We start from the raw sequence: 13,684 nt of genomic DNA, 5'->3' as shown, positions 1-13,684 counted from the left end.
CCGCAGGACTCAACGAAAAGCCCGGCCTCAACAGCCGGGCTTTTTCGTGGTTCACGGTTTGATAACTGACCCTGCGCGGACAAGTCGTGTCCGTCGGACCGCAGGTCTTCGACTTGTTGCTGCTGTTCGTCAACAATCCCGATCGCGTCGTCAGCAAGGACGAATTGCTCAAGGCGGTGTGGGGCGACCGGATCGTTTCGGAATCGACGATCACCAGCCACATCAATGCCGTGCGCAAGGCCATCGGCGATACCGGTGAGGAGCAGCGCCTGGTACGCACCGTCGCCCGCAAAGGCTACCGCTTCGTTGGCCGGATCAACGGCAACATGGCCGAGGAAGCGCGACAGCCCGATAGCGATGAACGCCCGAGCGCTGCCCCGATACCAATCCCCTCCCCTGCGCTCGTCCTGCCGGAAAAACCCTCGATCACCGTCCTGCCCTTCCAGAACCTGAGCGGTGATCCGGAGCAGGAATACTTCGCTGACGGCGTCGTGGAGGACATCATCGCCGCCCTGTCGCGTATCCGCTGGCTGTTCGTCATCGCTCGCAACTCAAGCTTCACCTACAAGGGCCAGGCCGTGGACGCCCAAGGCGTCGGCCAGGCGTTGGGTGTGCGCTACGTGCTCGAAGGCAGCGTACGCAAGTGCGGCAACAGGCTGCGCATTACCGGGCAACTGATCGATGCGACGAGCGGGACGCACATCTGGGCGGTATCCTGAGGGCGCTGCACGGCGAAACAGACGCCGCCATCGAGAATTTGAACCATGCCGTTCGCTTGAGTCCGCTGGATCCGGAAATGTTCAGGATGCAGGTTGGGATGGCGCTCGCGCATTTCTTCGCCGGGCACTTCGATGCCGCTGCGGGCTGGGCGGAAAAGGCACTGGGCAACCTGCCCAGTCTGCTGATCGCGGCGGCGCTGGTGGCGGCCAGTCATGCACTCGGCGGTCGAGTGGATAAAGCGGATTTGGCGATGCAACGCCTGCGAGAGCTGGATCCCTCTTTGCGCCTGTGCACCCTCAAGGACTGGCTGCCCATTCAACGGCCTGAGGATTTCGCGCGGTTCGTCGATGGACTGCGGTTGGCGGGGTTGCCGGAGTGATGGGTCGCTGAACACGACTTTCACCTGGCAAAACTTGCACTTTGCAAGGGTAGGCTAAGCTTTGATCAACTCGTTGCTCACGATGCTCGGTTCTGCAGGTTTTGGGTTTTTCTGGAGAGCGTCTGCAACAGCTATCCCAGACTGGCCCAAACCTTTCACGCAGGATTGCCGTGATGACAGAGCCCCTCCTCAGCTTTGATGCACTCAAGCACGCCGCGTCTGCCGGCGAAATCGATACCGTTCTGGTCTGCATGGTCGACATGCAGGGACGCCTGGTCGGCAAGCGCTTCCAGGTCGAGTTTTTCATCGACAGCGGCCATGAAGAAACCCACTGCTGCAACTACCTGCTGGCCGATGACATCGACATGGAGCCCGTGCCGGGTTACGCCGCGGCCAGTTGGAGCAAGGGTTATGGCGATTTCGTGCTCAAGCCCGACATGTCCACCCTGCGGCGCGTGCCCTGGCTTGAATGTACGGCGCTGGTGCTGTGCGACGTGCTCGATCATCACCATCGCCAGGACCTGCCCCACAGCCCACGGGCGATTCTGAAAAAACAGGTCGAGCGCCTGCGTGAGCGCGGCTATACCGGCATGTTTGCCTCGGAACTCGAGTTCTATCTGTTCGATGAGAGCTACGAGGCGATCCACAAGCGCAACTATCACAAACCGAAAACCGCCGGCCATTACATCGAGGACTACAACATCCTCCAGACCACCCGCGAAGAGCCGGTGCTGCGGGCGATCCGCAAGCACTTGCAGGCCTCGGGCATTCCCGTGGAAAACTCCAAGGGTGAATGGGGCCCAGGGCAGGAAGAGATCAACATCCGCTACGCCGACGCCATGACCATGGCCGACCACCACGTCATCATCAAGCATGCCTGCAAAGAGATCGCGCAGTTGCAGGGCAAGGCGATCACCTTCATGGCCAAGTGGCGCTACGACGCCGCCGGTTCCAGCAGTCACATCCATAATTCGCTGTGGGACAAGAACGCCAAGAAGCCGCTGTTCTTCGACGCGAAAGCCGAGTTCGGCATGTCGAAACTGATGCGCGCCTGGGTCGCCGGGCAGCTCAAGTACGCCAACGACATCACCTGTTTTCTCGCGCCCTACATCAACTCCTACAAGCGTTTCCAGGCTGGCACTTTTGCGCCGACGCGGGCGGTCTGGAGCCGCGACAATCGCACCGCCGGCTTTCGCCTGTGTGCCGAAGGCAGCAAGGCCATCCGCATCGAATGCCGCATCGGCGGTGCCGATCTCAACCCCTATCTGGCCTTCGCCGCGCTGATCGCAGCAGGATTGAAGGGTATCGACGAGAAGCTCGTTCTTGCGCCGCCGTTCGAAGGCGACGCCTACCTCGATGAGCATTTGCCGGAAGTGTCCAAGACTCTGCGCGAGGCAAGCGCCGCTCTCAAGAGCTCAAGCATGTTGCGCGAGGCTTTTGGCGACGAGGTTGTCGACCATTACGTGCACACCGCCGAGTGGGAGCAGAAAGAGTACGACCGGCGAATCACCGACTGGGAATTGCAGCGCGGCTTCGAGCGCTACTGAGAACATCATGACTGAGAAGGTGCAACTGATCTCCCCGGTCGATGGCCGGGTGTACGTCGAACGCGATCTTGCCGATGCGGCGCAGGTCGAGCAGGCGCTGACGGCGGCTGCCAGCGCACAGGCGTCATGGCAACGCCGATCACTGAGCGAACGCGCGGCTTATTGCAGCGCCGCAGTGGACGCGATGCTGTCGATGCAGGCCGACATCGTGCCGGAACTGGCCTGGCAGATGGGCCGCCCGGTGCGTTACGGCGCCGGCGAACTGCGCGGCTTTGCCGAACGCGCCCGGCACATGATCGCTATCGCACCGCAGGCCCTGGCCGCTATAGAGCCGGAGCCCAAGGCGGGTTTTCGGCGTTTTATCAAACGCGAGCCGCTGGGCACGGTGCTGGTGGTCGCTCCGTGGAATTACCCCTATCTGACGGCGGTGAACACGATCATCCCGGCGCTGATGGCCGGCAACAGCGTGATCCTCAAGCACGCGTCGCAAACCCTGCTGGTGGGCGAGCGTTTTGCCGAGGCCATGCGTCGTGCAAAACTGCCCGAGGGGCTGTTCCAGAATCTGCTGCTCAACCATGTGTCGACTGGGGCGATCATTGCTTGCGGGCGCGTGCAGCAGGTGAACTTCACCGGTTCCGTGGAGGCTGGCAAAGTCATGGAAAACGCCGCCAGCGGACAGTTTCTCGGCATGGGCCTGGAGCTCGGCGGTAAAGACCCGGCCTACGTTCGGGCAGATGCCAATCTTGAGCATGCGGTGGAAAATCTGGTGGACGGCAGCTTCTTCAATTCCGGGCAGAGCTGTTGCGCCGTGGAACGCATCTACGTCGACCAGAAAATCTACCCGGTGTTTGTCGAGCGCTTCGCCGAACTGACCCGCCAGTATGTGCTGGGCAACCCGCTGGACGAAGCCACCACCCTCGGTCCGCTGGTGACACCGGGCGCCGCATTCTTCGTTCGTGGCCAGATCGCCGAAGCGTTGGCCCAGGGTGCGACGGCGCTGATCGATCCGCAGGCATTTCCCGCCGACGTGCCGGGCAGTGCCTACCTCGCGCCGCAGGTGCTGGTGGACGTGACCCATCAAATGTCGGTCATGCGCGACGAAAGCTTTGGCCCGGTGGTCGGCATCATGCCGGTGACCAGCGATGAAGAAGCCATCGCCTTGATGAACGACAGTGAGTTCGGGCTCAGCGCGTCCATCTGGACCCAGGACCTCGCAGCGGCCGAACGCCTGGGCAACGAGATCGCCACCGGCACCGTGTTCATGAACCGCTGCGATTACCTGGACCCGGCACTGGCCTGGACCGGCGTGAAGAACAGCGGGCGCGGCATCACCCTGTCGCCACTGGGCTACGAGCACCTGACCCGGGCCAAATCCTTTCATCTGCGTCACGAGGTGTAGACCATGAACCTGACAGGAAACTGGAACTACCCCACGAGCGTTCGTTTCGGTGTCGGGCGCATCGCCGAACTGGCCGAGGTCTGTCGCAGCCAGGGCATCCAGCGACCCTTGCTGGTGACCGACAGCGGTCTGGCGCGTGCGCCGATCACCACGGCGGCGCTGGATGCGTTGCGCGCCGCCGGCCTTGGCGTGGCGCTGTTTTGTGACCTCAAGCCCAACCCGGTCGAGGCCAACCTGGCCGGCGGGCTCGACGCCTGGCGTGCCGGCCAGCACGATGGCGTGATCGCGTTCGGCGGCGGCAGTGGCCTGGACATGGGCAAGCTGATTGCCTTCATGAGCGGCCAGACCCGCCCGGTCTGGGACTTCGAAGACATCGGCGACTACTGGACCCGCGCAGACGAAAGCCGCATCGCCCCGGTCATTGCCGTGCCGACCACGGCGGGAACCGGTTCCGAAGTCGGCCGTGCGGCGGTGATCATCGACGAGCGCACCCACACCAAACGCATCATTTTCCACCCGAAAATGATGCCGCGCGTGGTGATCAGCGACCCGGCCCTCACCGTCGGCATGCCGGCGAAAATCACCGCCGGCACCGGCATGGACGCGTTGTCCCATTGCCTGGAAGCGTACTGCGCCCCCGGTTTCCACCCCCTGGCCGATGGCATTGCCGTGGAAGGCATGCGCCTGGTGGCCAACTCACTGGTGAAGGCGGTACACACGCCATCGGACCTCGAGGCCCGCGCGCAAATGCTCGCGGCAGCGGCGATGGGCGCCACGGCATTCCAGAAAGGCCTGGGCGGGATGCATGCGCTCTCCCATCCGGTGGGTGCGCTGTACGACACCCATCACGGCATGACCAATGCCACCTTCATGCCCTATGTCCTGCAGTTCAATCGCTCGGCCATCGAGGAGCGCATCACCCGCCTGGCGGCGTACCTGCGCCTGCCCTCCCCGGGGTTCGACAGTTTCCTGGCCTTCGTCCTCAAGCTACGCAAGGACATCGGTGTGCCCCATACCCTGTTTGAACTGGGCGTGGATGACCGGCAGGCCGACCTGATCGCCGACATGGCGATTGTCGACCCCTCTGCCGGCGGCAACCCGCTGCCATTGACCCGGGACGGCGTGGCAAAGATTTTCGACGCGGCGTTTCACGGCCGTCTGTAGAGCAGTCGCCTGGCCGGCACTGCGCATGGACAGGTGTGATCCGATAGCGACAGGAGCAGTACGACAAGGGGTTGAAAGCCAGCCCATCCGGCCAGCCGGATGGTTGCGTATGAACACCTGAAGGGGCACACATCATGAACCCAGCAAGCCAGCCGGGCACCGAAACGCACGACGATGACGTCAAGGTGCTGCACAGCATGGGCTATGCCCAGCAACTCTCACGACGAATGGGGGTTTTCTCCAACTTCGCCATTTCCTTTTCGATCATCTGCATCCTCTCGGGTGGCATCAACTCCCTGGCCCAGGGCACCTCGGGTGCGGGTGGGATATCCATCGGCATCGGCTGGCCGATCGGCTGCCTGATCTCCGGGGTATTCGCCATGGCCATGGCGCAGATTTCCTCGGCCTACCCCACCGCCGGCGGCCTGTATCACTGGGGCTCGATCCTCGGTAACCGCTTCACTGGCTGGCTGACCGCGTGGTTCAACCTGCTGGGGCTGGTCACGGTGCTGGGCGCGATCAACGTCGGCACCTATTACTTCTTTTTCGGTGCCTTCGGACCGGCGCTGGGCATGGAGGACACGACCACGGTCCGGGTGATTTTCCTGGCGATCCTCACCGGCCTGCAGGCCTTGTGTAACCACTTGGGCATCGGCCTGACCGCCAAGCTCACTGACTTCTCCGGCTACCTGATCTTCGCCACGGCGCTGGCACTGACCATCGTCTGCCTGATGTCGGCACCCAGCTACGAATTCGCGCGGCTGTGGACCTTCAGCAACTATTCCGGCGAGGTGGGCGGCAGCGTCTGGCCACAGGTCTCCAACGGCTGGGTGTTCATGCTGGGCCTGCTGTTGCCGATCTACACCATCACCGGCTATGACGCCTCTGCGCATACCTCCGAGGAAACCCGCAATGCGGCCATGTCGGTGCCGCGCGGCATGGTCATGTCGGTGGTCTGGTCGTTGCTGTTCGGCTGGCTGATGCTCAGCGCGTTCGTGCTGATGCTGCCGAACATGGACGAGGCGGCCAAGCAAGGCTGGAACGTGTTTTTCTGGGCCATGAACACCCAGGTCAACCCGACCTTGAAGCTGGTGCTCTACGTGGCGATTTTCATCTCGCAGATACTCTGCGGACTGGCCACCGTCACCTCGGTTTCACGGATGATCTTCGCGTTCTCCCGGGACGGTGGCCTGCCTTGCTCAAAAGCGCTGTCCTCGGTCTCATCGACCCATCGCAGCCCGGTCGCGGCGATCTGGACCGGTGCCACCCTCGCGGTGTTGTTCGACTGGGGATCGTCGGTGATCTCGATCGGGGCAACGCCGGTCTATACGATCGTGGTGTCCTGCACGGTGATCTTCCTGTTTTTCTCCTTCGCCATTCCCATCGTGCTCGGCCTGTTTACCTTCGGGACGTCGAAGTGGCCGACCATGGGGCCGTGGAACATGGGCCGTTTCTGGTACTCGGTGTTCGCCATTCTCTCGATCCTGTCGATGATCATCATTTTCGTCATCGGCATCCAGCCACCGAACGATTGGGCGCTGTACATCACCATCGGCTTCCTGGTGCTGACGGCCATCGTCTGGTTCGGTTTTGAAGCCCGGCGCTTCCAGGGGCCGCCGGTGGGCGACATGATCGTCAAGCGCCAGGCTGAAATTGCTGCGGCGGAGGAGGCGTTGAACCGCAAATAGAGCGAGCAATGAGTAACCTGTGGCGAGGGAGCTTGTGAGATCGCCGCACCGTCCCGCTTGAGTGCGCAGCACTCACAAAAATCGGCGTTGTTGCGGACATTTTTGGGGCCGCTACGCAGCCCAGCGGGAGCAAGCTCCCTCGCCACAAGTACCGTGCAGTGCCAAGGGAACAAAATGGGGCTCGGTTCGCCGGGCTTTTTTTTATGGCGATGATTTATCCTGTGCCTCCGATTTCACCCCGGAGACACCTGTGCCCGCCCTCACCGCCCGCGAGGTTTACCAGCCGTTGCGCGATGCCGCCCAGGGCATTTGCACTTTCCAGCGAGTCGACAACGCCTGCGAGTCCGGCCATGTTCGGGTCGACATCGACGGCTGGCGACTCACACTGGAGGTCGACGCCGGCCACTTGCGCCGCTGCCTGCACGGCCAAAGCCCCGATGGCCGTGAATATGTGTTCGACAACGGGCAACGCTTCGGCACCGACCCGGTGAGTCTGCTCAGCACCTGGGAGCTGGCGCAGATTGAACGGTTGCTGGCCTGAATCCTTCGCAACCTGTCGTTCCCTGGCCGCACTTGTGATAAACAAGCCGGAGTGATTTTCGCGTCCAAGGAGGTTCTGCCCATGCCCCGTTCCCCTCGCCTGCCGCACTGGTTGGCCTGCACCCTGCTCGGCTTGTTCGCTGGCGGCGTGCAAGCGGACACGTCGCCCCCAGCGCCCGATGCCTTGCAACCCTTGCTGGCGACGATGAATGAGCGGTTGTACATCAGCGAGCTGGTGGCGCTGACCAAATGGGACAGCGGCAAACCGGTCCAGGACAACGCCCGGGAAGCGCAAGTCATCGCCAACGCGAGGAAGCAGGCGGCCCAGCACCAGATAGACCCCGACGATGTCGCCGACCTGATCGCCGCCCAGATCGAAGCCAGTAAACTGGTGCAATACGGCCGAATCGCACAATGGCAAGCGGCGCACAAGGCACCGGACACGCCACGGCCAGACCTCAACAAAGACATCCGGCCCAAGCTCGACACCCTGCAAAACCAGCTGCTCACGCAGTACGCCGCGTTCCTGCCCTACCGTAATGACCCGAACTGCCCGCAATGGCTGGCCACCGAACGCTCCGCGCTGATCAAGGATTACCTGCATGGCCAGGCGATGATTCGTGCAACCGGGGAGCTGTGTATTGCGGGGCGATAACGTCAAATGAGCCACACTGAAACCCTCGCCAAAATCCTGCTCGGCCCGGTGTTGCTGGCACAGGGACTGTACACACGGCGCTTGACGCCCAAGTTGCCGGAGGCCGAAGGCGAACGTCAGGGCGATGCCGGCAGCGGCGACGTTCTGCGCTTGTTGATTGTCGGCGACAGCGCCGCTGCAGGCGTGGGTGCGGCGACTCAAGGTGAAGCCCTCAGCGGTCGGCTGGTGGAGCGCTTGGCCGATGATTACCAGGTGTCGTGGAAACTCTGGGCGCGCACGGGTCTGGATTCCCAAGGGTTGCTGGAGCTGCTCGAACAGCACGCCCCCGAGCCGTTCGATGTGGCGCTGTTGTCGATTGGCGTCAACGATGTCACCAGTTCACTCACCCTGGATCAGTGGCTCGCTCGGCAACAGCGTTTGATGGCGCTGTTGTGCGACAAGTTTGCGGTGAGACAGATCGTGGTGTCGCCGCTTCCGCCGATGCATTTGTTCCCCGCGCTGCCGCAACCCTTGCGCTGGTTCCTGGGTTTCAGGGCGCGGCGTTTCAACGCACATCTGGCGGATCTGGCCGCACGCCTGGATCAATGTACGATGCTGACTACCCCACTGGCGCCCGAACCGGGCTTGATGGCCAGCGATGGTTTTCATCCGGGGCCGATGCTCTACCGCCAGTGGGCCGACGATGCCGCCAGGGTTATCGACCAACGCTTTCGCACCACAACAATAAAAAACAGGAGTTGAAGATGTCCGAGCTGAACCTGAACCACAACGTCGCAGCGGCCCTGAAGCAGTGGCACGGGATGATCGGCAACCGCGACTTGAGCGGCTTGCCCGAACTGCTCGATCCGCAGGCGGTGTTCCGTTCGCCGATGGCGCACACGCCGTATCCGGGGGCGCCGGTGGTGTCGATGATCCTCAACACGGTCATGAACGTGTTCGAGGATTTGGCCTATCACCGCGAGTTGGCGACGGCGGATGGCTTGAACGTGATTCTCGAATTCAGCGCCAGGGTCGGCGGGAAAGAGCTGAAGGGCATCGACATGATCCGCTTCAATGAACAGGGCAAGATTGTCGAGTTTGAAGTGATGGTGCGGCCGCTGAGTGGCTTGCAGGCGTTGGGTGAGGAAATGGGGCGGCGGTTGGGGGCTTATCTGAAGGCCAGCAAGGCCTGACTTATCCGACTCACCAAAAATCCCTGTGGGAGTGAGCCTGCTCGCGATGGCGGAGTGTCAGTCAATATGTTGTTCACTGACCCACCGCTATCGCGATCATGCTCGCTCCTACAGGTTTTGTGTACAGCCTGAAAACTTCACACCATCGGCTGGTGACTGGTCACGCAGTGAATCCCGCCACCGCCCGCGGAGATCGCGTCGATGTCGAGTTGCACCACCTTGCGCTGCGGGTAGAGCTCGGACAGCAGGTCGAAGGCTTTGGCATCGGCTTCTTCGTCGCCGAATTGCGCAGCGATGATCGCGCCGTTGATCACGAAGTAGTTGATGTAGCCGGCGGCGAAGTCCTGATTGTCTTTGTTGAACTGGCTGTTGCGCGGGTTGAGCGGCGGCGACACGGTATGCACCTGCAACTTGCGGCCATCGGCATCCGTGGCGTTTTCCAGGATGTCCAGGTGGGCGCGAGTGACCTTGTAGTCATAGGACTCGGGGTCGTTGTCGAGGTTGGCGATGACCACGCCGGGCTTGACGAAGCGCGCATAGAAGTCGACGTGGGCGTCGGTGATGTCCTTGCCCTTGATGCCCGGCAGCCAGATGATTTTGCGCAGACCCAGGCGTTCTTTCAGTTCTGCCTCGACGTCGGCCTTGCTCCAGTCGGGATTGCGATTGCGGTTGATCCAGCTGCTTTCGGTCATGATCCCGGTGCCGTGGCCGTCCACTTCGATGCCACCGCCCTCGCCCACCAGTTCGCTGCGCAGGTAATCGGCCTTGGCGTTTTCGGCGACCAGGGCGGCCAGTTGCGCATCGTCCTCATGCTGCTGTTTGTTGCCCCAGCCGTTGAAGTTGAAGTCCACGGCACCAAGGCCGCCGCTCCCGTCGACGACAAAATTGGCGCCGATGTCGCGCATCCAGATGTCATCCAGTTCGGTGATCACGAAGGTGGTGTTGTGGCTGCCGCATTTGGCTTCGGCCAGGCGCCGTTCGCTCTGGCGACAGAACACGGTGACCGGCTCGAATTCGGCAATGCTGCGGGCGATCCGGCCAAGGGCGTCTTGCACGTGGGGCGTGAAGTCCTCCCAGATCGCGGCCTGTGCGCCGAAGGCGATGAAAGCCCGTTGGTGTTTGTCTCCTTCATCGGGCATGTACCACTTGCCCTTGCCGGCCGCTCGCACCGGCAGGCCGGCAAAGCCCAATCCCATGGACACCACCGCGCCCAGCCCGGCGGCGACCGATACCTGCTTGATGAATGTTCGACGTGTCGGCATGTGTTTTCCTGAAATCGAGGTTTGGCCGGCCCTCGGGCCGGCCGGTAATCATTTGACTGTAGCGGTCTTGAACTTGGTCCAGGTGCGCATGCGTGCCCGCATGTCGGCCTGGGGAATGTCCTTGCCGGGAATCAGCCGTGCGTAGGTGGCTTCATCAAGATAGATGTCCGGATTGTTGCGCATCGCGGCATCGACATCCGGGCGAGCCTTGGCGTTGGAGGTCGGGTAGCCGGTGAAGTTGCTGATGGCCGCCATGTTCTGCGGGCGCATCACGAAATTGATGAATGCGTAGGCGTACTCCGGGTGCCGGGCGTCGACGGGAATGGCCATGGTATCCATCCACACCGTGGTGCCTTCGAGGGGAATGCGGTAGTGGAAGGTGGTTTTCTTGCCGGCGCTGTCCGACGCGCGCTGCGCCTGGGTCATGTCGCCGCTGTAGCCCAGGGACACGCACAGGTTGCCGTTGACCAGGTCGGTCACCGGTTGCGACTGGAACTTGCGAATGTACGGCCGCAGCTTCATCAGCAAGTCACTGGCCGCCGCCAGGTCCGCCGGTTTGGCGCTGCGCGGGTCGCGGCCGAGGTAGTTGAGCACCACCGCCAGCACTTCGTCCGGCGAGTCGATCATCGAGATGCCGCAGTCGGCGAACTTCGCCGCCAGTTCCGGCTTGAACAGCATGTCCAGGCTATTGACCGGCGCGTCCGGCGCACGCTGGGCGATCTGCTCGGCGTTGTAGGTCAGGCCGATGGTGCCCCAGGTGTACGGGACCGTGGCCTGGCTCGAATGCTCATAGTGCGAGCGCAATTTCTGCAACCCCGGCTCGACGTCGCTCAGGGCGGTGATTCTGGACTGATCCAGCGGTTGCAGGCTGCCGGCGCGCATCAGGCGTTCGGCCACGGTGTCGCCGGGGAAGATCAGGTCGTAGCCGCTGCCACCGGCGAGCATTTTCGCCTCCAGGGTTTCACTGCCGTCCATGACGTCGTAGATCACCTTGATCCCGGTTTCGGCGGTGAACTTGCTCAGGGTGTCCTCGGCGAAATAATCGGCCCAGTTGTACAGCCGCAGGGTTTTCTCCTCGGCGTGCAGCGCAGGCACCGCACAGCCCAGCGCCAGCCCCATGGCCAGGCACAGCTTGTTGATCGTGTTCATGTCACACCCCTTGGGTTGCCCAGCGTGAGTGAATCTGACGACCGTCCTGGGTCAACAAGGCGCCGTACATGTCCGGACGGCGATCGCGGTAAATGCCCCAGGTCAGGCGGTCTTCGCGCATGGCCGCTAGGTCCAGGCTGTGGACCAGCACGCCGGTAGTGTCACGGTCGGCTTCGGCGAACAATTTGCCCTTGTGGTTGCAGATGAACGACGAGCCGTAGAAGTTCATTTGCAGGGTCGGGTCGGTGGTCGCCGCTTCCCGGCCGACACGGTTGGCCGCCACCACCGGCAGCAGGTTGGCGGCAGCGTGACCGCGCATGGTCATCTGCCAGTGATCCCGGGAATCGAGGGTGGCACAGCCCGGTTCGGAGCCGATGGCAGTCGGGAACAGCAGCACTTCGGCGCCCATCAAGGCCAGGCAGCGGGCGGTTTCCGGGAACCACTGGTCCCAGCAGATGCCCAGGCCGATGCGCCCGAACGCGGTGTCCCAAACCCGGAACCCACTGTCGCCGGGGCTGAAGTATTCCTTCTCCTGATAGCCGATGGCGTTGGGGATGTGGGTCTTGCGGTACACGCCCAACAGGCGCCCGTCGGCGTCGGCCACGCTCAGTGAGTTGAAGTAGGCGTTGCCGGCTTTCTCGTACCAGCTCAGCGGCAGCACCACGCCCAACTCTTTGGCCAATGCGGCAAAGCGCTGGAGCACGTGGCTGTCGCGATACTCCTCGGCCAGCGCCAGGTGTTTGTGGTGTTGCTCGATGCAGAAGTACGGCGTGGCGAACAGCTCCTGCAACAGGATCACTTGCGCGCCCTTGGCCGCAGCTTCGCGAACCAGTTGCTCGGCCTGGTCTAGGTTGTGTTTCAGGTCCCAGGTGCAGGGCATCTGGGTGGTAGCGATGGTCAGCAGTGTCATGGCATCAACCCCGCACCGGCCAGGCCGGCTGTTGCTGGGTGATGCAATGCACACCGCCGCCGCCATGGGCCAGATGGTTGATCCGCACCGGCACCACTTCGCGTCCGGGGAATGCCTGCGCCAGCACTTGGGCAGCGACCTTGTCGGCATCGATGCCGTAGGCCGGCATGATGATCGCGCCGTTGGCGATGTAGAAGTTGGTGTAGGAGGCGCAAAACACTTCGGCCTCGGTGTCCACTGCATCGGAAGCTTCATAGAGTTCGATCAGTTCGAACTTGCGGCCCTGGACATCGGTGGCCAGTTCGAGAGCGCGACGGTTTTCCCGTGCGACTGCGGCGTACACAGAGCTTTGGTCATGGGTGGCGTCCACCAGCAACACGCCGGGACGGGCAAAGGCGCACACGCCGTCGACGTGGCCGTCGGTCATATCGCCGGTCACGTAGTCCGGATCGCCCGGCAGCCAGATGGTTTTCTTCACGCCCAGAAGGCGGGTGAAAATCTCTTCGATCTCGGCCTTGCTCACGCCCGGGTTGCGGTTGGGGTTGAGCAATACCGATTCAGTGGTGATCAGCGTGCCCTCGCCGTCCACGTGAATCGCGCCGCCCTCGTTGCTCAGTGCCGTGCCGAAACACTCCAGCCCCAGATGGTTGAGCGCACGGCGGGCCAGGCTTTCGTCCAGATCGTGGGCCGACTTGCCGCCCCACGCATTGAAGCGCCAGCTAACACCGGCCAGACCTTGCTGCGGGTGGCAGACGAAGCTCGGACCGGAGTCGCGGCACCAGCTGTCGTTGACCGCCAGTTCGATCAACTCGATGTTCGGCCCGCACAAGGCCTTGGCGCTGGCGACGGCGGAAGGATCGACCACCAGTTTCACCGGCTCGAAGCGGGCGATGGCGTTGGCCACCCGGGCGAAGTCTTCTTGAACCTGTGGCAGTGTCACCCGCCAGCCTGACTCCCACAGGGTCTTGTTGTGCGGCCAGACCATCCAGGTGGCGGCGTGGTTGACCCACTCGGCCGGCATCGTCCATCCGCTGTTTTGAATTACGTTCTGCTGCATGACAAGCACCTCTGAGTTAAGTCATTGTGTTCAATGAAAACG

Annotated in this window: 12 protein-coding genes and 1 pseudogene; 9 read left to right on the top strand and 4 right to left on the bottom strand. The window is 62.5% G+C overall.

Features of this window, described 5'->3' with window-relative positions:
• Positions 1-65: 65 nt before the first annotated feature.
• From VC35_RS04235 to VC35_RS04195, 9 genes and pseudogenes are all read left to right on the top strand, one after another.
• A pseudogene (locus tag VC35_RS04235) lies at positions 66-1,099 on the top strand (winged helix-turn-helix domain-containing protein).
• A 173-nt stretch (positions 1,100-1,272) separates the two neighbouring features.
• Positions 1,273-2,646 (top strand): glutamine synthetase family protein, encoded by a 1,374-nt coding sequence (locus VC35_RS04230; protein WP_046037957.1) that lies wholly within the window; start codon positions 1,273-1,275, stop codon positions 2,644-2,646.
• Between the two features lie 7 nt (positions 2,647-2,653).
• The gene (locus VC35_RS04225) at positions 2,654-4,045 is read left to right on the top strand and encodes an aldehyde dehydrogenase family protein (RefSeq protein WP_046037955.1); all 1,392 of its coding nucleotides are present in this window, start codon (positions 2,654-2,656) and stop codon (positions 4,043-4,045) included.
• Positions 4,046-4,048: 3 nt separating this feature from the next.
• Positions 4,049-5,209: an iron-containing alcohol dehydrogenase gene (locus tag VC35_RS04220; RefSeq protein WP_046037953.1), complete on the top strand. Its 1,161-nt coding sequence runs from the start codon at positions 4,049-4,051 to the stop codon at positions 5,207-5,209.
• A gap of 134 nt (positions 5,210-5,343) precedes the next feature.
• Positions 5,344-6,897: an amino acid permease gene (locus tag VC35_RS04215; protein WP_046037952.1), complete on the top strand. Its 1,554-nt coding sequence runs from the start codon at positions 5,344-5,346 to the stop codon at positions 6,895-6,897.
• A gap of 250 nt (positions 6,898-7,147) precedes the next feature.
• The gene (locus tag VC35_RS04210) at positions 7,148-7,438 is read left to right on the top strand and encodes a DUF7693 family protein (protein ID WP_046037951.1); all 291 of its coding nucleotides are present in this window, start codon (positions 7,148-7,150) and stop codon (positions 7,436-7,438) included.
• Between the two features lie 81 nt (positions 7,439-7,519).
• Positions 7,520-8,092, top strand: a complete 573-nt coding sequence (locus VC35_RS04205) for a chorismate mutase (RefSeq protein WP_046037950.1) — start codon at positions 7,520-7,522, stop codon at positions 8,090-8,092.
• Between the two features lie 6 nt (positions 8,093-8,098).
• Positions 8,099-8,833: an SGNH/GDSL hydrolase family protein gene (locus VC35_RS04200; protein ID WP_046037949.1), complete on the top strand. Its 735-nt coding sequence runs from the start codon at positions 8,099-8,101 to the stop codon at positions 8,831-8,833.
• Positions 8,834-8,835: 2 nt separating this feature from the next.
• Complete coding sequence (locus tag VC35_RS04195; RefSeq protein WP_046037947.1) at positions 8,836-9,264, top strand: nuclear transport factor 2 family protein; 429 nt, start codon at positions 8,836-8,838, stop codon at positions 9,262-9,264.
• 137 nt (positions 9,265-9,401) lie between these two features.
• On the opposite strand, the gene VC35_RS04190 is transcribed toward VC35_RS04195, so the two are convergent.
• From VC35_RS04190 to VC35_RS04175, 4 genes are read right to left on the bottom strand one after another with little or no spacing between them, the layout of a single operon-like run.
• A complete protein-coding gene (locus VC35_RS04190) occupies positions 9,402-10,526 on the bottom strand; it encodes an agmatine deiminase family protein (RefSeq protein WP_046037944.1) in 1,125 nt (374 codons plus the stop codon).
• A gap of 48 nt (positions 10,527-10,574) precedes the next feature.
• Positions 10,575-11,675 carry an extracellular solute-binding protein gene (locus VC35_RS04185; protein ID WP_046037941.1) on the bottom strand — a complete coding sequence of 367 codons (1,101 nt, stop codon included), beginning with the start codon at positions 11,673-11,675 and terminating at the stop codon, positions 10,575-10,577.
• Position 11,676: 1 nt separating this feature from the next.
• The gene (gene aguB / locus VC35_RS04180; RefSeq protein WP_046037935.1) at positions 11,677-12,585 is read right to left on the bottom strand and encodes an N-carbamoylputrescine amidase; all 909 of its coding nucleotides are present in this window, start codon (positions 12,583-12,585) and stop codon (positions 11,677-11,679) included.
• A gap of 4 nt (positions 12,586-12,589) precedes the next feature.
• A complete protein-coding gene (locus VC35_RS04175; RefSeq protein WP_046037932.1) occupies positions 12,590-13,642 on the bottom strand; it encodes an agmatine deiminase family protein in 1,053 nt (350 codons plus the stop codon).
• Positions 13,643-13,684: the final 42 nt, after the last annotated feature.

The sequence above is a fragment of the Pseudomonas fluorescens genome (assembly GCF_000967965.1).
Taxonomy (GTDB): domain Bacteria; phylum Pseudomonadota; class Gammaproteobacteria; order Pseudomonadales; family Pseudomonadaceae; genus Aquipseudomonas; species Aquipseudomonas grandcourensis.
The sequence above is the reverse complement of the archived record's forward strand: the minus strand, read 5'-3'. Positions and strand labels throughout refer to the sequence as shown.

Excerpts from the sequence above, each read along its gene's own strand:
- VC35_RS04220 (WP_046037953.1), top strand. The coding sequence starts at position 4,049 with ATGAACCTGACAGGAAACTGGAACTACCCCACGAGCGTTCGTTTCGGT.
- VC35_RS04190 (WP_046037944.1), bottom strand. The coding sequence starts at position 10,526 with ATGCCGACACGTCGAACATTCATCAAGCAGGTATCGGTCGCCGCCGGG.
- aguB (WP_046037935.1), bottom strand. The coding sequence starts at position 12,585 with ATGACACTGCTGACCATCGCTACCACCCAGATGCCCTGCACCTGGGAC.
- VC35_RS04175 (WP_046037932.1), bottom strand. The coding sequence starts at position 13,642 with ATGCAGCAGAACGTAATTCAAAACAGCGGATGGACGATGCCGGCCGAG.
- VC35_RS04185 (WP_046037941.1), bottom strand. The coding sequence starts at position 11,675 with ATGAACACGATCAACAAGCTGTGCCTGGCCATGGGGCTGGCGCTGGGC.
- VC35_RS04205 (WP_046037950.1), top strand. The coding sequence starts at position 7,520 with ATGCCCCGTTCCCCTCGCCTGCCGCACTGGTTGGCCTGCACCCTGCTC.
- VC35_RS04215 (WP_046037952.1), top strand. The coding sequence starts at position 5,344 with ATGAACCCAGCAAGCCAGCCGGGCACCGAAACGCACGACGATGACGTC.
- VC35_RS04195 (WP_046037947.1), top strand. The coding sequence starts at position 8,836 with ATGTCCGAGCTGAACCTGAACCACAACGTCGCAGCGGCCCTGAAGCAG.
- VC35_RS04200 (WP_046037949.1), top strand. The coding sequence starts at position 8,099 with ATGAGCCACACTGAAACCCTCGCCAAAATCCTGCTCGGCCCGGTGTTG.
- VC35_RS04225 (WP_046037955.1), top strand. The coding sequence starts at position 2,654 with ATGACTGAGAAGGTGCAACTGATCTCCCCGGTCGATGGCCGGGTGTAC.
- VC35_RS04230 (WP_046037957.1), top strand. The coding sequence starts at position 1,273 with ATGACAGAGCCCCTCCTCAGCTTTGATGCACTCAAGCACGCCGCGTCT.